Below are 16,345 nucleotides of genomic sequence, written 5' to 3' on the forward strand. Positions count from 1 at the left end.
CCGCTGTGGAACATTACTATCGTGAACTGGTGAGTTTCCTTTCCGCACGCCTTGGCAGTCGCCAGGCGGCGGAGGACGTTGCCCACGATGCCTACCTGCGGGTACTGGAGCGCACCGACGCGCAGCAGATCGAGCATCCGCGCGCCTTCCTGTACCGGACCGCGCTCAACCTGGTGGTAGACCGTCATCGGCGTCAGCGTGTGCGCCAGGCCGAACCCTTGGACGTGCTGGACAGCGACGAGCGCTGGCACATTCAGGCACCGTCCCAGGAAATGCAGCTCGATCAGCGCCTGGCACTGATGCAAAGGGCCCTGGACGAATTGAGCAAGCCTTGCCGCGACAGCTTCCTGTTGCGCAAGCTCGAGGGCCTTTCACACCAGCAGATCGCCGAGCGGCTGGGCGTTTCCCGAAGCATGGTGGAAAAACATATCGTCAACGCCATGAAGCATTGCCGCTTGCGCATGCGGCAATGGGAATAGTGAAAAGCCGGTGAAACACGAATGAAAATTCTGTACGCGGCAACTTGATTTCTGGAAAGTTCCCGACAACTATCAATGAAGACCCTGCCGAATTCATGGTTTCGGCAGTTGCCTCGTCGGCGCAGTTTGGTCAGGGAGTTTCCCTTAACTAGCTAACTGCCCAGGTCCGATGATGCCCAACAAAACGATGCGCATCCTTATCGCCGACGAGCACCCCAGCCAGCGCTTGCACCTTGAGCGACTGCTCAATGGCCTGGGCTATTTCCGGATCGCGCCGGTGCAAAGCTTCGAAGAGCTGCAGCGCCTGGTGCAGTGCGCGCTGCAACCTTTCAACCTGTTGGTCGGCAATATCGAGTTGGGTAGTCACTGCGGGGTCGACCTTGAGCGCTTTTGCCGGGTCAACGCACAGATTCAGCACGCCTTGCTCTATCACTCACAGTCTGTGACGGTTCCAGACGTGCCGCCGGCCGAGCGCCAGGCGGTCAGCATCAGCCTGCCCCAGGTGCCGGACGACGAAGCGCTGGGTTCTTTCATGGCGATCATCGATGCGCCAGTGTTGGTCGGCAAGCTTGGCCTGCCTTCGAGCGTCGCCAGCCATCTGGCGTTTCCGCGCGCTCGCCAGCATTTCCCGTCGACCGTATTCAGCCGGACCCATTGAACCTGAAGGGGTACCCAAGGGTAAGCATTTGCTATCCTCTTGCCCTTTGCCGATTTGCGGACCCCTGCCATGACTGCCAACCACACCGCTCCTGCGCCCCGGTTCAGCCGCAGCGACCACCGGACCCTGGGTCTGGCGGCACTGGGCGGCGCCCTGGAGATCTACGATTTCATCATCTTCGTGTTCTTCGCGCTGACCCTGAGCCAGCTGTTCTTCCCACCGGAAATGCCGCAATGGCTGCGCTTGCTGCAAAGCTTCGGGATCTTCGTGACCGGTTACCTGGCCCGCCCGCTGGGTGGGATTCTCATGGCGCATTTTGCCGACCATCTGGGCCGCAAGCGGGTGTTCAGCCTGAGCATCCTGATGATGGCCCTGCCGTGCCTGTTGATCGGTGTGATGCCGACCTACGCCGACATCGGCTACGCCGCCCCACTCATTCTGCTGGCGCTGCGCATCCTGCAGGGGGCCGCGGTGGGAGGCGAGGTGCCCAGTGCCTGGACTTTCGTCGCCGAGCACGCCCCGCCAGGGCGACGGGGATATGCACTGGGCTTCCTGCAGGCCGGGCTGACCTTTGGCTACCTGCTGGGTGCCTTGACCGCAACCTTGCTGGCGCAGGTCTTCACCGCGCAGGAAATCCTCGATTACGCCTGGCGTTATCCGTTCCTGCTGGGTGGCGTGTTCGGTGTGATCGGCGTGTGGCTGCGTCGCTGGCTGAGTGAAACCCCGGTGTTTCTGGCCCTGCGCGAGCGCCAGGAGCAGCCAGTGGCCTTCCCGCTGCGACGGGTGCTGGCAGAGCATAGCCGTGCGCTGATCCCGGCGGCATTGCTGACCTGCGTGCTGACCTCGGCGGTGGTGGTGCTGGTGGTGATCACCCCGACCGTGATGCAGCAGCGTTTCGGCATGAGTGCCGGGCATACCTTCGCCTTGAGCAGCGTGGGCATCGTCTTTCTCAATATAGGCTGCGTGATGGCGGGGCTGTTGGTCGACCGGTTGGGTGGCTGGCGTGCGCTGATGGTCTACAGCCTGTTGCTGCCATTGGGTGTCGGCGTGCTGTACGCAAGCCTGGTGGGGCAGTGGGGCGCGGTGTGGGCCGCCTATGCGCTGGCAGGGCTTTGCTGTGGCGTGGTGGGGGTGGTGCCGTCGATCATGGTCGGATTATTCCCGGCGCAGATCCGCGTGTCGGGTATTTCCTTCACCTATAACGTCGCCTATGCCCTGTGGGCCAGTACCACGCCGCTGGCATTGATCGCGCTGATGCCGTGGAGCCCGTGGGTGTGTGTCGGCTTTTGTCTGATCATGGGCACCGTCGGATTGCTCACCGCGTTGTATTTCGGGCGTCGCGAGCCCTTGGCGTTCGCCGTCGAGCCTATGCCGGTCATGTGCGCTGACAAATGAGCCTAGAGGAGCAGGGGCATCGAGGCAGAATCCACGGTCATTCCTGATGTGTTCAGCGATGACTGCACACGAGGTCTCGGGTGGCGGGTGAACGCATTTTCCCGTTGGGAAAATGGCAAGATGCGGCCACCGGTTGCACTCATCGAGCTATTCAAACTGCTCGATCGTCACCCAGAATTGTTCGAAGAGATAAGGACACCCTGAGTCGGCCTGCAACAGCCTACAGCCGGTGCCAACGGTTCACGCAAATCAAGGCTACAAGGCGCACAGAAGGCAACTGTTCATGAATGTAGATTGCTCCCGCATCCACATTTCAGGAAACAGGCGCCATGTACGGATTTCATGTGAAATGGCTGACGCGCCGTCAGCTGCCGCCCATTCCGGCGACCATGCTCTTTTCAGGAACGCACCATGATGCCCCGGGGCCTGATGGCGACTTCGAGCAAGCCGTTACGCCCGTAATCACCTGGGGCAACAACAGCCTTGGCTGCGTGTTCGACGACAACGAGCATCACGACGCTGCCTGGCTGGTTGTCTACGGTGACGGGGAGCAACTGACCGGCGCGCATCCGTTGCCTCATTTTCGGCATGTCATGGACATTCAAGCGGCGCCAAGCGGTGTTGCCTGGGTGCTGGTCGATGAGAAAGCGCGCAAGGTCGAGATCTCGCATCTTCTGCTCGACGGACTCGATGGCAGAGTAGGCCGTGAGACCTCACTGGAAGGAATGCCGGTTGGCATTCCTTTCTGTCTGCGCAATGGGCGCGATTTTCTGATGGCGGACGAGTCAGGGGTTCGCGTTGCCGCCTTGCCCGATCCGCTGGCGATGCAGTGGATGTATCAGGATGGCGAGCTGACCCATGTTGCCACCCAACAGGTACTGGGCCTGGGCGTGCGCTGCAAACCTGCCGCGCAGGACGGAGACCGCTGGCACTTGTCCGCCCGAGGCGTGTTGTTCTATGGCGAAGAGAAACGCGCTTTGTGCGCCGACCCCGGCAATGGCGATGTATGGCTTCAGGCACACGTGGCAGAGTCACCAGAGGGGCTATGGCAGGTGCAAATGCCGGGGCAGACGAGGCGTAACAGGGGCAGCGCGTTGCGTATCAGCACGCTGGCCATTCATGTGCAGGTCTCCAATGACTTGAGGTCCGGGACCAGTGATGCTGTGTATTTTTCCGTCAACGGCAGCGCGCACCGGCAATTGCTGGCACGCAACTTCGATCGTGGCTCATTGCTTCAGGTCGATGTCGATCTGTCGAGCATGTTCGCGGGGCGTCAGCTGGTTGCCGATGAGCTCCACAGTGTCGAGCTGTACCAAGTGAGCGGCGAAGGGTACGGGCCTGCGTGGCGCATGCAATCTCTGGATCTGGTGGTCAACGATGAACTGTCCAACCGGCTACTGGTTGCCGAAAGCCCTTGGCTGCTGCCGGCGAGAGGGGCGAGTTGGAAGGGCGTCGTGAACTGGTTGGACTGGCGCTTGAAGGGCAAGGAGACACCGCTGGATTTTACCGGGCGTACGTACCCGGTCACTTGGCGACCCCTGCTGAGCGACTGGCTGTACTGGCGCAGCTACGACGTCTCGAACATCGAAGGAGTTTGCCAGTTGATCGGTGAGCAGGACGGTAGGGTGCTGGGGTTCGAGCTGGTCGGCCAGCGTCCTGTTTATCTTGAGCCCAACACGGCAAACGACTCCTACACCTGGGTGTACACGCCACAGGGGAGCATTATCGTAAAGCGCTGGGACAAGGCGGCACCGCGGGCTCATTACATCACTCACAGCCAGCTGGGTATGGGCGCCCCCGTGGTATGCGCGGGTGAAATGACGATCGTCCGCATGGGGGCGGGCGTGGCGGTCCACGATATCCTGGGAATGATCAACGATGCGTCGGGGCACTATGTGCCGGATGGCGGTGCATGCCTCGCCCATGTGCGCGAGCGACTTGCCCAATTGGGGCTGGATACCACGCGGACGACGGTCGCGTTCCACAGCGGCAAGCAGGCGGAATGATTGCCTCCGGGCACAACGAAAAAGCCCCCGGGCCACGCGGCCAGGGGGCTTTTTCCTGCCTCGGGGGCAGGGCTTACATGTTCGGGTAGTTCGGCCCGCCAGCGCCTTCAGGCGTGACCCAAGTGATGTTCTGGGCCGGGTCCTTGATGTCGCAGGTCTTGCAGTGCACGCAGTTCTGCGCGTTGATCTGGAAGCGCTTGTTGCCGTCTTCCTGGGTGACCACTTCGTATACGCCGGCCGGGCAGTAGCGCTGCGCCGGTTCGTCGTACAGTGGCAGGTTGTTGGCGATCGGTACGTTCGGATCGGTCAGCTTCAGGTGGCAAGGTTGCTCCTCTTCATGGTTGGTGCTGGAGAGGAATACCGAGCTGAGCTTGTCGAAGCTGAGCTTGCCGTCGGGTTTCGGATAGTCGATCTTCTGCGAATCGGCGGCGAGCTTGAGGCAGGCGTAGTCCGGCTTGGTGTCGTGCAGGGTGAACGGCAGCTTGCCGCCGAACCAGTTCTGATCGACATAGTTGAACGCCGCGCCCAGGATCGGCCCGAACTTGTGCATGGCCGGGCCGAAGTTGCGGCTGGCGAACAGCTCTTCGTAGAGCCAGCTGGCTTTGAAGGCGCTGACATAACCGTTGAGCTGGTCACCGCCTTCACTGCCGGCGATCAGTGCGTCGGCAACTGCCTCGGCAGCGAGCATGCCCGACTTCATGGCGGTGTGGCTGCCCTTGATCTTGGCGAAGTTCAGGGTGCCCAGGTCGCAGCCGATCAGCGCGCCACCGTTGAACACCATCTTGGGCAGCGAGTTGAAGCCGCCTTTGCAGATGGCGCGGGCGCCGTAGCTGATGCGTTTGCCGCCTTCGAGGTATTGGCTCATCACCGGGTGATGCTTCAGGCGCTGGAACTCATCGAACGGCGAGAGGTACGGGTTGGCGTAGGACAGGTCGACGATCAGGCCGACCACCACCTGGTTGTTTTCCAGGTGATAGAGGAACGAGCCGCCGGTGTTGTCCTTGCTCATCACGTCCAGCGGCCAGCCGGCGGTGTGCACCACCAGGCCCTGCTCGTGCTTGGCGGGGTCGATTTCCCAGATTTCCTTCAAGCCGATGCCGTAATGCTGCACGTCGGACTCGCTGTCCAGGTCGAAGCGCTTGATCAGCTGCTTGCCGATATGGCCGCGGCAACCTTCGGCGAACAGGGTGTACTTGGCGCGCAGTTCCATGCCTGGGGTGTACAGGCCGTCCTTGGGGTTGCCTTCGCGGTCGACGCCCAGGTCGCCAGTGATGATGCCGCGTACCACACCGTTTTCGTCGAACAGCGCTTCCTGTGCGGCGAAGCCTGGGTAGATTTCCACGCCCAGGTTCTCTGCCTGCTGGGCCAGCCAGCGGCACAGGTTGCCCAGGGAGATGATGTAGTTGCCCTGGTTGTGCATGGTTTTAGGCACGAACAGGTCAGGGACCTTGGTCGAGCTGCCGGCATCCTTGAGCACATAGATATCGTCACGCTTCACTTCGGTGTTCAGTGGCGCGCCGAGTGCTTTCCAGTCGGGGAACAGCTCGTTCAGGGCGCGGGGTTCGAAGACCGCGCCGGAGAGGATGTGGGCGCCGACTTCGGAGCCTTTCTCGACCACGCAGACGCTGATCTCGCTACCGGCTTCGGCGGCCTTCTGCTTCAGGCGGCAGGCGGCGGACAGGCCCGCCGGGCCGGCGCCGACGATGACCACGTCGAATTCCATGTATTCGCGTTCCACTGGTACTCTCCTACTCATCAAGGCTCGTGCTGTTGCTTTGTCTTATTGGGTGCGGGGGTGGTCACGGGAGGCTGTTCAGGTGTCTGTAGCCCTGTAGCCGCGTGAATGACGAACTACACCGTTTTGTCTTGGCCGCGCATTATATCTACACCACTTGGCGGGTCCAATACAAACGTTTGTTTGAATTTGCCGCAGGCCAGTAAAATCACAGGAACGCGGCTTGAGGGTGGCCGATTTGCCGTATTGACCGGATTGGGTGTTACGGTCAAGATACGAGCGGTTTTACGCTCGCCGTAGGCTGACCGTCGGGCGCAGGTGCACCCCTAAAGGCCAGGCGTAGAGCAAGGTTTTCGGGCCGAAACCCGTTTTGTAGTGGAGTCTACACGCCACGACAGAAAATGACCCGCGGGTTTTGCCGAAACAGTCTGAACAGGACTGATTGGTCACTGTGAAGTTCGCTCGAGCCGGAACGTTTTTAGAGGTGCCCTTGTACCCACGCGCAATCGCCGGGCAAGCCCCAGGCGACATTCTATTCACCGGAGAGTAACGAGGAATCCATGAAGGTTCTTGTAGCTGTCAAACGAGTGGTCGACTACAACGTCAAGGTTCGCGTCAAAGCGGACAACTCCGGCGTCGACCTTGCAAACGTCAAGATGTCCATGAACCCCTTCTGCGAAATCGCCGTGGAAGAAGCCGTGCGCCTGAAAGAAAAGGGCGTTGCGAGCGAGATCGTCGTCGTCTCCGTCGGCCCGAGCACTGCTCAGGAGCAACTGCGTACCGCCCTGGCCCTGGGTGCCGACCGTGCCATCCTGGTCGAAGCAGCTGACGAACTGAACTCCTTGGCCGTGGCCAAGGCACTGAAAGCCGTTGTCGACAAAGAGCAGCCACAGCTGGTCATTCTCGGCAAACAGGCCATCGACAGTGACAACAATCAGACCGGCCAGATGCTGGCCGCGCTGACCGGTTTCGCGCAGGGCACCTTCGCCTCCAAGGTGGAAGTGGCTGGCGACAAGCTGAACGTCACCCGCGAAATCGACGGCGGCCTGCAGACCGTCGCGTTGAACCTGCCGGCGATCGTCACCACCGACCTGCGCCTGAACGAGCCACGTTACGCGTCGCTGCCGAACATCATGAAGGCTAAGAAGAAGCCGCTGGAGACCGTTACTCCAGACGCGCTGGGCGTCTCCATCGCCTCCACCAACAAGACCCTGAAGGTCGAAGCGCCTGCTGCCCGCAGCGCGGGTATCAAGGTCAAATCGGTGGCCGAACTGGTCGAGAAGCTGAAGAACGAAGCGAAGGTAATCTAAATGACTATCCTGGTTGTCGCTGAATACGAAAACGGTGCCGTAGCCCCGGCCACCCTGAACACTGTCGCCGCAGCCGCCAAGATCGGTGGCGATATCCACGTACTGGTCGCTGGCCAGAATGTCGGTGGCGTTGCCGAGTCCGCCGCCAAGATCGCTGGCGTGGCCAAGGTGCTGGTTGCTGACAACGCAGCCTACGCCCACGTCCTGCCGGAGAACGTCGCGCCGCTGATCGTCGAGCTGGCCAAAGGCTATAGCCACGTGCTGGCCCCTGCCACCACCAACGGCAAGAACATCCTGCCGCGCGTTGCCGCGCTGCTGGACGTCGACCAGATCTCCGAGATCATCTCGGTCGAGTCCGCCGACACCTTCAAGCGTCCGATCTACGCCGGTAACGCCATTGCCACCGTGCAATCGAGTGCTGCTGTAAAAGTCATCACCGTGCGTACCACCGGCTTCGACGCCGTCGCCGCCGAAGGCGGCTCGGCTGCCGTTGAGGCGGTGGGGGCTGCTCACAATGCCGGTATCTCGGCCTTCGTCGGCGAAGAGCTGGCCAAGTCCGATCGTCCAGAGCTGACCGCTGCCAAGATCGTCGTATCCGGCGGCCGTGGCATGGGCAACGGTGACAACTTCAAGCACCTGTACGCCCTGGCCGACAAGCTTGGCGCCGCTGTCGGTGCTTCGCGCGCCGCGGTCGACGCAGGCTTCGTGCCGAACGATATGCAGGTCGGCCAGACCGGCAAGATCGTCGCGCCGCAGCTGTACATCGCCGTCGGTATCTCCGGTGCCATCCAGCACCTGGCCGGTATGAAAGACTCCAAGGTGATCGTTGCGATCAACAAGGACGAAGAAGCGCCGATCTTCCAGGTGGCCGACTACGGCCTGGTCGCTGACCTGTTCGAAGCGGTACCAGAGCTGGAAAAGCTGGTCTGATCCGGCTGCTTCACTTATAAAGAAGCCCGGCCCTCGTTGAGGGGGTCGGGCTTTTTCATGCCCGTTGCGGGCTTATCGCCGGCCGGCGCCTGCAGGAGGCGCGTGCCGGTGGTGCGGGCAAGTGGGCCCTCAAGAACAAGGCAAGGAGAGAGGATGAGGCTTCGCGGAGCGCGCGCGATACTGGCATGCATGGTTGCGATGCTGTCGCCGATGGCGATGGCGGCAGGCAAGTGCGAGCGCCTGGTGGCGACCGGCAGCCCTGATGCGCCGCCGTATTCCTGGCAGGACCCAAAGGACCCTGAACACCTGATCGGTGCCAACGTCGACCTGTTGCGCCAGGTGGCCAGCGAACTCGGCGTGAAACTCGAGGTGCTGTATGCCGGCAAGCGCGACCAGGCTCTGGAGGAGGTGCGCAGTGGCCGGATGGACCTGTTGCTCGACACGCCGATGCAGGTCGGCCAGCTGACAGCGCTCGACTACATCCACCCCCCTTTGCAGCTCAATGAGTACCTGGTCTGGACCCGCCATGATGCCAGCCTGGTGTTTGACGGCCCGGCCGACCTTGCCCAGTACCAGGGTGGTCTGTCGGAGCGGGCGCGGCTTACGCCGGCCTTCGAAGCCTTCGCCAAGGCGCAACTGAAGCTGCTGCCCGCGCAGAACCTGACCCAGGCATTCCAGAAGTTGGTGCTGGGGCAGGTGGACTATGTGCTGGCGGGTCGCTACGCGGGAATGGCCATGGCCCAGAGCCTGGGCATGAGCAATGACCTGATCGCACGCGGGCTGCCGGTGGACCGCCCGGGACTGTATCTGGCCGTGTCTCACAACTCGGCCTGCAATGACGCGTGGCTGCGTGGGCAATTAGCGAAAAAACTGACAGAATTGCCGATCTCCGGTGCGTCCGAGGCCGTGCTACAGCGTAATGTCGAGCGCTGGAAGGTACAGATGCAGGCGCCGCTGGATGCCCCCAAACAGTAGGAAGATTGCGTGAGAACCCAACCACTGATCCTTGCCCTGGCCATGCTTGGCTTGGCCGGCTGCGCCAACGATCCGGCGCCCAATGAGCAGATGCGTCTGTCCGAGCAAGCGCTGGAGCAGGCCAAGGCCGTTGGCGCTACCGAGCAGGTGCCAGAGTTCAAGATGGCCGAAGACAAGTTGGCTCGCGCCAAGACCAACATGCTGACCGAGGATTATCGCGATGCACGCATGCGCGCCGAACAATCCGAGCTGGATGCGCGTTTGGCCGAGGCGCGGGTGCTGAACCAGAAAAGCGATGAGCAACTCGAACGCTTGCAGTCGCGCGTCAAGCGCCTGCGCAAGCAGTTGGAGGTGCAGCCATGATGCGCCTCAAGCCCGTGTCCGTCCTGATGGTGCTGGCGTTGTCTGCTGGCTTGCAAGGTTGTGCCAGCCATCGCAGCGAGGTTGCGCTGGATGAAGCCAGTTCGGCATTCCAGAAGGTCAAGGATGACTCCGACGTACTGCGCAGTGCACCGCGTGACGTGATCCGAGCCGGTGAATCGTTGGCCCGCGCCGAACGGCTGTCCAGCTACATCGGCACCGGTGCCGATGTGCGTCACTACGCTTACCTGAGCCAGCGCTATAGCGAAATCGCCCGCGAGCACACCAAGCTTGCACTGAACCAGGAGCGCATCGCCAAGCTCGACCTGGAGCGTCAGCGCCTTCAGTTGGCCCTGCGCGAAGCCAAGCTCGCCAGCGTTCAGCAGCAGGGCAAGTGGGTCGAGGCGCAGATTGCCGCAATGGCGTCCGAGCAGGCCGACCGTGGCCTGGTGATGACGTTGGGCGACGTGCTGTTCGATACCGGCCGTGCCGACCTGAAGAACTCCGCCAGCCGCACGGTGCTCAAGCTGGTCCAGTTCCTGCAGCTGAACCCGCGGCGCGTGGTGCGCATCGAAGGTTACACCGACAGCACCGGAGCGCCTGAAGACAATCTCAAGCTGTCACGCGATCGTGCCCAGGCGGTGGCCGACATGCTGGTCGATCTGGGCATCGACGAGAAGCGCCTCGAAGTGCTGGGCTACGGCGACCAGTATCCGATCGAGGCTAACGCGTCGGAGCGGGGTAGGGCGCAGAACCGCCGCGTCGAGATCGTGTTCTCCGATGACAAAGGCAAGTTGGCACCCGCCCGTTGACCCTTTGATCTGATCGCTGGCACGTCGACCCTCATGTGGGGGCGGCTTGCCGGCGATCAGGGGCACTGTCACGCCGCAGTAATGTTGGCTATTCTGCAATCTGTCCCAGTACACTTGGCAACTGTTACGGTATGCTCTGCTGCCAGATTGCAGCATAAGAACAACGAGCCCGTCCGAGCGTCGAGATATCGCCATGACCAACCTGCTGCTGTATCAGCGTATCGCCCAGCAACTGGCCGATGACATCCGTCGCGGTGTCTATCAACCGGGTGAGCGCGTGCCGTCCGTGCGCAAGATGAGCGCCCAGCTCAACGTCAGTCACGCCACGGTGCTGCAGGCTTATGCCAATCTCGAAGACCAGGGCCTGATTCGTGCCCGGCCGCAGTCGGGCTACTATGTCCACCAGACCCCCGCACTGACGGCGCAGACCCCAGACATTGCACGGGTCGAGCGTCCGGGGCTGGTTACCCGTGCCAGTATCATCCAGCAGGTGCTGACCGAGGCGCGTCGTGATGGCGTGTTCCCCTTCGGGGCAGCGGTGCCCCATGTCGACTACCTGCCGGTTCGGGCCCTGCATCAGCAGATCGCCAAGGTCACCCGCTTCCACAGTCCCCGGGCGTTCAGCTACATGTTCAGCCCAGGGTTCGAGCCGCTGCGTCGGCAGATCGCCATTCGCATGCGTGATGCCGGTGTGCTGGTCGACCCGCGCGAGATCATCGTCACCCATGGTTGCGTGGATGCGCTGCAGATGTCGCTGCGGGTACTGACGCGGCCTGGCGACCTGATCGCGGCCGAGTCGCCGACCTACTATGGTCTGTTGCAGCTGGCGGACCTGCTGGGGTTGAAGGTCATCGAAATTCCCAGCGACCCCTCGACTGGCATCAGCCTCGAGGCGCTGCAACTGGCGGCCAACCAATGGTCGATCAAGGCCTTGGTGCTCACCGCACGCTTGAGCAATCCCTTGGGCGGAACGGTGCCCGAGGAGCGGCAGAAACAGCTCCTGCGCCTGGCATCCGATTTCGATATCCAGATCGTCGAAGACGACATCTATGGCGAACTCATGTTCGAGCAGGGGCGAACCAAGGCGCTCAAGGCATTCGATAGGCTTGATCGGGTCATCTACTGTTCGAGTTTCTCCAAGACGCTGTCGCCGGGTGTGCGGGTTGGCTGGATGGTGGCGGGGCGTTATCAGGACGAGATCCAGCGCCTGCAAACCTTCACCACGCACTCGGCCTGCAGCGTGACCCAGATGGGTGTGGCGGCCTACCTCGAAAACGGCGGGTACGACAGGCACCTGCGCTATATCCGCCAGGAGTATCGCAAGAACCTCAGTGCCTACCAACTGGCGGTGCAGCAGCACTTCCCCGAAGGCACCCAGATGACCCGTCCGACAGGCGGCTTCATTCTGTGGGTGAGCTTGCCGGGGCGGGTCAATACCCAGGAGTTGCATGTGCGAGCGCTGGAGCAGGGCATCAGTATCGCGCCAGGCCTTATCTTCAGTAATACCGAGCAGTTCAACCACTGTATCCGGCTCAATTGCGGCATTCCGTGGAACAAGGAGGCCGAGCGGGCGGTGATCACGCTCGGGTTGTTGGCCCAGCAATTGTGCAGGGAGACGACGAGCGCGCTTTTGTAGGCTTGTCAGGCGCTCGCGGAACAGAGAGCATACGCACCTTTCCGGCCTGCCTGTCGAATCCATGAAACTGTTGCGCTGCTTTGCCCTGTCGTTGTGCGTTCTGCCGCTTTTTCTGCCTGTCGGTGGGGTCGAGGCTGCACAGCCGGCAAGTCAGGCGCCGGCGGTGAAGGGCAAGGTCAGTCACAAGCCGGTGGCGAACAAGTCGGCCAAGCCTGCCGTCAAGCGCGAACCGCAGGCCAAGTCCAAGGCCAGGTCGGCTCACAAACCGATCAGCAAAGCGGTTCGCCAGCCGCTGCCGGAGACCAAGCTGGACTTGAGTTTGCCTGCCGACATGGTCAAGAACCTCGAGCCGGATGTCGGCAAGGCGCCGGTCAGGCGCAAACCTTTGCTGCCAGCAATGTTCAGCGAGAAGCCCCAGGACGATGACAGCCCTTTCCAGCTCAATGGTCGGCTGATCAACAACGAAATGCAGCTTCAGTTGCGCAACGACAGCCGCCGCGATGTAGAAGGGGCGGCGATCGACTTCGAGTTTCGTCAGTAGCTTCGTGTAACTGACTGCCGGGTCATCGCAGATTTCATCCGGCCAGCAATTTCAAACGTCTGTTTGAGCGGTTACTATCCAGGGACGTTCGTCCCGTTTTGTTCCAGGGAGTCCTGATGTCGGTGAATAGCCATGAATTGCCGTGAGGGTTGCGGTGCCTGCTGCATCGCGCCATCCATCAGTTCGCCGATGCCGCGCATGCCTGAAGGCAAGCCGGCAGGCGAGCGCTGCCTGCACCTGACCACGGAAAATCTCTGCGACCTGTTCGGCAAGCCCGAGCGTCCGGCAGTTTGCGGTGGCTTCCGGGCAGAACCCGAGGTGTGTGGGCAGAGTCGTGACGAAGCGATCAGGATTCTGGGCTGGCTGGAGCAGATGACGGCGGCGTGACAAGCGGGATCTTCGACAACAAGGATAAGCATGATGAGATCATTGAAGCGTATTGCACTGCTGTGTGGCGTGAGTGTTCTGTTGGCGCCGGTTGCCTGGGCTGAAGACTGGCAGGTGGCCAAGGACGAGGAGGGGATCAAGGTGTCCCTGAGCGAAGTGGCAGGCTCCAAGTACAAGGCCTATCGTGGCGTGACCCTGATCAAGGCGCCGTTGGCCAAGGTGCAGGCGCTGCAGGAAGATGTGGTAGGCGCCTGTGCCTGGGTGCATGAGTGCAAGTTGCAGAAGCTGCTCAAGCAGGAAGGTGGCGAGATCTGGACCTACACCCAGTTCAATACTCCCTGGCCGGTGACGCCGCGCGATTCGGTGCTGCATGTGACCACCGCCAAGGAGGCTGATGGCAGTGTGGTGCGCAAACTGGAGGGAGAGCCGACCTACGTGCCCGAGGAGAAGGGCTTCGTGCGGGTGGCGAAGGTCGAGGGCTTCTGGAAGCTGGTGCCCAAGGGAGACAGCACAGAAGTGACCTACCAGGTGCACACTGAGCCCGGTGGTAGTGTGCCTGCAATGGTGGCCAACAAGTTCGTGGTGGAGGCGCCGTTCAATACGCTGAAGAACTTGCGCGAGCGGGCTGAGGAGCACTGAGGCTTTGGTGCCGCCTCTGTGAGGTGGTCGCAGGATCTGCAATGAAAAAGGCTGCCCGAGGGCAGCCTTTTTGCGTTCGGCCAGGGGGCTTACTTGCGGTCTTTCAGGTCGACGATGTCGCGCTTCTCGTGGCCGGTGTACAGCTGGCGTGGACGGCCGATCTTGTACGGGCTGGAGAGCATTTCCTTCCAGTGCGAGATCCAGCCAACGGTACGTGCCAGGGCGAAGATCACGGTGAACATGCTGGTCGGAATGCCGATCGCCTTCAGGATGATACCCGAGTAGAAGTCGACGTTCGGGTACAGCGAGCGCTCGATGAAGTACGGATCGGTCAGGGCGATCTCTTCCAGGCGCATGGCCAGTTCCAGCTGCGGGTCGTTCTTGATGCCGAGTTCGCTCAGCACTTCGTCGCAGGTCTGCTTCATCACGGTGGCGCGCGGGTCGCGGTTCTTGTAGACGCGATGACCGAAGCCCATCAGCTTGAACGGATCGTTCTTGTCCTTGGCCTTGGCGATGTACTTGTCGATGTTCGAAACATCGCCAATTTCATCGAGCATGGTCAGTACGGCTTCGTTGGCACCGCCGTGCGCCGGGCCCCACAGCGCGGCAATGCCGGCGGCGATACAGGCGAACGGGTTGGCGCCGGAAGAGCCGGCCAGGCGGACGGTGGAAGTGGAAGCGTTCTGCTCATGGTCGGCGTGGAGGATGAAGATCCGGTCCATTGCCTTGGCCAGCACCGGGCTGATCGGTTTGATCTCGCACGGGGTGTTGAACATCATGTGCAGGAAGTTTTCTGCGTACGACAGGTCGTTGCGTGGGTACATCATGGGCTGGCCCATGGAGTACTTGTAAACCATCGCGGCCAGGGTCGGCATCTTGGCGACCAGGCGCACCGCGGAAATTTCGCGGTGTTGCGGGTTATTGATGTCCAGCGAGTCGTGATAGAACGCCGACAGGGCGCCAACCACGCCGCACATCACTGCCATCGGGTGAGCGTCGCGACGGAAGCCGTTGAAGAAGGACTTCAGCTGCTCGTGAACCATGGTGTGGTTCTTGACGGTGCTGACGAACTGGGCCTTCTGCTCGGCGTTGGGCAATTCGCCGTTGAGCAGCAGGTAGCAGGTTTCCAGGTAGTCGGATTTCTCGGCGAGCTGTTCGATCGGGTAGCCGCGGTGCAGCAGCACGCCCTTGTCGCCATCGATGTAGGTGATCTTCGACTCGCACGAGGCAGTCGCCATGAAACCAGGGTCGAAGGTGAAGTGACCAGTGGCCCCCAACCCGCGGACGTCGATTACATCAGGACCAACGGTGCCGGTTAAAATGGGCAGCTCGACGGGGGCAGCGCCCTCGATGACCAACTGCGCTTTTTTGTCAGCCATGTGGCCTCCTATTAATGCTTGAAATCATCAGACAGACCCCCCACGCAGGGCCCGCACCACTATAGAGGGATAAATTCGAATGTCAATTTGCCTAAAGGCTGGTTGAAAGCGGCTCTGAGGCCTGATTTTTCTCGAAATTCTCGCCCATTTACGCCTTTTGCTCGCTAAAGGCAATGCGCTATTTGGGCTACCCCGTCACGTTGTCATAAGCAGCCTAACTGTCTATACTCGGCACCCGACCGCCAAGGGCTTGCAAGCCTGATTTGCTGGGGGTCGCCGTTCCCTGGGTGGTGGGTACCTGACCAGTACACTTACCAACAACTTTGCCCTGATTCGCTAGGGGCTCTTCAGTGTGAAAAAAGCCGTGAAAAGCCAACGACCTGTAAACCTAGACCTAAGGACCATCAAGCTCCCAATCACCGCGTACACGTCCATTCTGCACCGTATCTCCGGCGTCATCCTGTTCCTGGGCCTTGCCATCATGCTTTATGCATTGGGCAAGTCGCTGGGTTCGGAGGAAGGCTTCGGCGAGGTGAAGGCGTGTCTGACCAGCCCGCTGGCCAAACTGGTGACCTGGGCCCTGCTGTCCGCCCTGCTGTATCACCTGGTGGCAGGCGTACGCCACCTGATCATGGACATGGGCATCGGTGAGACGCTGGAAGGCGGCAAGCTGGGCTCGAAAATCGTGATTGTCATCTCCGTGGTGGTGATCGTTCTGGTGGGAGTTTGGGTATGGTAACCAATGTCACGAACCTGTCGCGTTCGGGCCTCTATGACTGGATGGCGCAGCGCGTCTCGGCGGTCGTTCTCGCGGCTTACTTCCTGTTCCTGATCGGGTACATCGTTGTTCACCCAGGCATGTACTATGCCCAGTGGCACGGTCTGTTCTCCAACAACGCGATGCGGATCTTCAGTCTGCTGGCCCTCGTTGCCCTGGGCGCTCACGCCTGGGTCGGCATGTGGACCATCGCCACCGACTACCTGACGCCGATGTCGTTCGGCAAGTCGGCGACTGCGATTCGTTTCCTGTTCCAGGCGGTATGCGGCGTTGCGATGTTCGCTTACTTCGTCTGGGGTGTGCAGATTCTCTGGGGTATCTGATC

Annotated in this window: 17 protein-coding genes and 1 pseudogene; 16 read left to right on the plus strand and 2 right to left on the minus strand. The window is 61.2% G+C overall.

The genetic code is table 11. The annotated features are described in order from the left end of the window. Positions 1-5: 5 nt before the first annotated feature. The 5 genes and pseudogenes from C4Q26_RS20570 to C4Q26_RS20590 all read left to right on the plus strand — a co-directional run bounded on the left by C4Q26_RS20570 (position 6) and on the right by C4Q26_RS20590 (position 4,538). Positions 6-479: a sigma-70 family RNA polymerase sigma factor gene (locus C4Q26_RS20570; protein WP_023381373.1), complete on the plus strand. Its 474-nt coding sequence runs from the start codon at positions 6-8 to the stop codon at positions 477-479. Positions 480-651: 172 nt separating this feature from the next. Next, the gene (locus C4Q26_RS20575; protein WP_023381372.1) at positions 652-1,137 is read left to right on the plus strand and encodes a response regulator; all 486 of its coding nucleotides are present in this window, start codon (positions 652-654) and stop codon (positions 1,135-1,137) included. A 69-nt stretch (positions 1,138-1,206) separates the two neighbouring features. After that, the gene (locus C4Q26_RS20580; RefSeq protein WP_023381371.1) at positions 1,207-2,532 is read left to right on the plus strand and encodes an MFS transporter; all 1,326 of its coding nucleotides are present in this window, start codon (positions 1,207-1,209) and stop codon (positions 2,530-2,532) included. Positions 2,533-2,610: 78 nt separating this feature from the next. After that, positions 2,611-2,736 (plus strand): annotated as a pseudogene (locus tag C4Q26_RS28430) (type II toxin-antitoxin system MqsA family antitoxin); the annotation flags it as partial. 125 nt (positions 2,737-2,861) lie between these two features. Further along, positions 2,862-4,538, plus strand: coding sequence for a hypothetical protein (locus C4Q26_RS20590; RefSeq protein ID WP_023381370.1), 1,677 nt, complete (start codon positions 2,862-2,864; stop codon positions 4,536-4,538). 73 nt (positions 4,539-4,611) lie between these two features. On the opposite strand, the gene C4Q26_RS20595 is transcribed toward C4Q26_RS20590, so the two are convergent. Next, positions 4,612-6,276 (minus strand): electron transfer flavoprotein-ubiquinone oxidoreductase, encoded by a 1,665-nt coding sequence (locus C4Q26_RS20595; RefSeq protein ID WP_023381369.1) that lies wholly within the window; start codon positions 6,274-6,276, stop codon positions 4,612-4,614. A gap of 557 nt (positions 6,277-6,833) precedes the next feature. Between C4Q26_RS20595 and C4Q26_RS20600 the strand changes: the two genes are divergently transcribed. The 9 genes from C4Q26_RS20600 to C4Q26_RS20640 all read left to right on the plus strand — a co-directional run bounded on the left by C4Q26_RS20600 (position 6,834) and on the right by C4Q26_RS20640 (position 13,863). After that, positions 6,834-7,583 carry an electron transfer flavoprotein subunit beta/FixA family protein gene (locus tag C4Q26_RS20600; RefSeq protein WP_023381368.1) on the plus strand — a complete coding sequence of 250 codons (750 nt, stop codon included), beginning with the start codon at positions 6,834-6,836 and terminating at the stop codon, positions 7,581-7,583. Continuing rightward, positions 7,584-8,513 (plus strand): electron transfer flavoprotein subunit alpha/FixB family protein, encoded by a 930-nt coding sequence (locus tag C4Q26_RS20605; RefSeq protein WP_023381367.1) that lies wholly within the window; start codon positions 7,584-7,586, stop codon positions 8,511-8,513. A 153-nt stretch (positions 8,514-8,666) separates the two neighbouring features. Further along, complete coding sequence (locus C4Q26_RS20610; RefSeq protein ID WP_027908203.1) at positions 8,667-9,488, plus strand: ABC transporter substrate-binding protein; 822 nt, start codon at positions 8,667-8,669, stop codon at positions 9,486-9,488. A 9-nt stretch (positions 9,489-9,497) separates the two neighbouring features. Further along, a complete protein-coding gene (locus C4Q26_RS20615; protein ID WP_023381365.1) occupies positions 9,498-9,851 on the plus strand; it encodes a DUF4398 domain-containing protein in 354 nt (117 codons plus the stop codon). After that, complete coding sequence (locus C4Q26_RS20620; protein WP_023381364.1) at positions 9,848-10,660, plus strand: OmpA family protein; 813 nt, start codon at positions 9,848-9,850, stop codon at positions 10,658-10,660. Before C4Q26_RS20615 ends, C4Q26_RS20620 begins: the two co-directional genes overlap by 4 nt. Positions 10,661-10,853: 193 nt before the next feature. Continuing rightward, positions 10,854-12,296 (plus strand): PLP-dependent aminotransferase family protein, encoded by a 1,443-nt coding sequence (locus tag C4Q26_RS20625; protein WP_023381363.1) that lies wholly within the window; start codon positions 10,854-10,856, stop codon positions 12,294-12,296. Between the two features lie 61 nt (positions 12,297-12,357). Continuing rightward, on the plus strand, positions 12,358-12,837 hold the full coding sequence (locus C4Q26_RS20630; RefSeq protein WP_104883455.1) for a hypothetical protein: 480 nt from the start codon (positions 12,358-12,360) through the stop codon (positions 12,835-12,837). 132 nt (positions 12,838-12,969) lie between these two features. After that, positions 12,970-13,224, plus strand: coding sequence for a YkgJ family cysteine cluster protein (locus C4Q26_RS20635; protein WP_023381361.1), 255 nt, complete (start codon positions 12,970-12,972; stop codon positions 13,222-13,224). Positions 13,225-13,257: 33 nt separating this feature from the next. Beyond that, complete coding sequence (locus C4Q26_RS20640; protein WP_104883456.1) at positions 13,258-13,863, plus strand: START domain-containing protein; 606 nt, start codon at positions 13,258-13,260, stop codon at positions 13,861-13,863. A gap of 89 nt (positions 13,864-13,952) precedes the next feature. Here the strand turns inward: C4Q26_RS20640 and gltA are convergent, their stop codons facing one another. Next, positions 13,953-15,242, minus strand: a complete 1,290-nt coding sequence (gene gltA, locus C4Q26_RS20645) for a citrate synthase (protein ID WP_023381359.1) — start codon at positions 15,240-15,242, stop codon at positions 13,953-13,955. A gap of 352 nt (positions 15,243-15,594) precedes the next feature. Here gltA and sdhC point away from each other — a divergent pair, with 352 nt between their 5' ends. Together sdhC and sdhD are read left to right on the plus strand one after the other, a co-directional pair. After that, on the plus strand, positions 15,595-15,981 hold the full coding sequence (gene sdhC / locus C4Q26_RS20650; RefSeq protein ID WP_077068487.1) for a succinate dehydrogenase, cytochrome b556 subunit: 387 nt from the start codon (positions 15,595-15,597) through the stop codon (positions 15,979-15,981). Beyond that, positions 15,975-16,343 carry a succinate dehydrogenase, hydrophobic membrane anchor protein gene (gene sdhD / locus C4Q26_RS20655; protein WP_104883457.1) on the plus strand — a complete coding sequence of 123 codons (369 nt, stop codon included), beginning with the start codon at positions 15,975-15,977 and terminating at the stop codon, positions 16,341-16,343. The genes sdhC and sdhD overlap by 7 nt, the downstream gene beginning before the upstream one ends. The last annotated feature ends 2 nt before the right edge of the window (positions 16,344-16,345 follow it).

Origin of the sequence: Pseudomonas sp. SWI44, from assembly GCF_002947915.1 — a bacterium.
Taxonomy (GTDB): Bacteria; Pseudomonadota; Gammaproteobacteria; order Pseudomonadales; family Pseudomonadaceae; genus Aquipseudomonas; species Aquipseudomonas taiwanensis.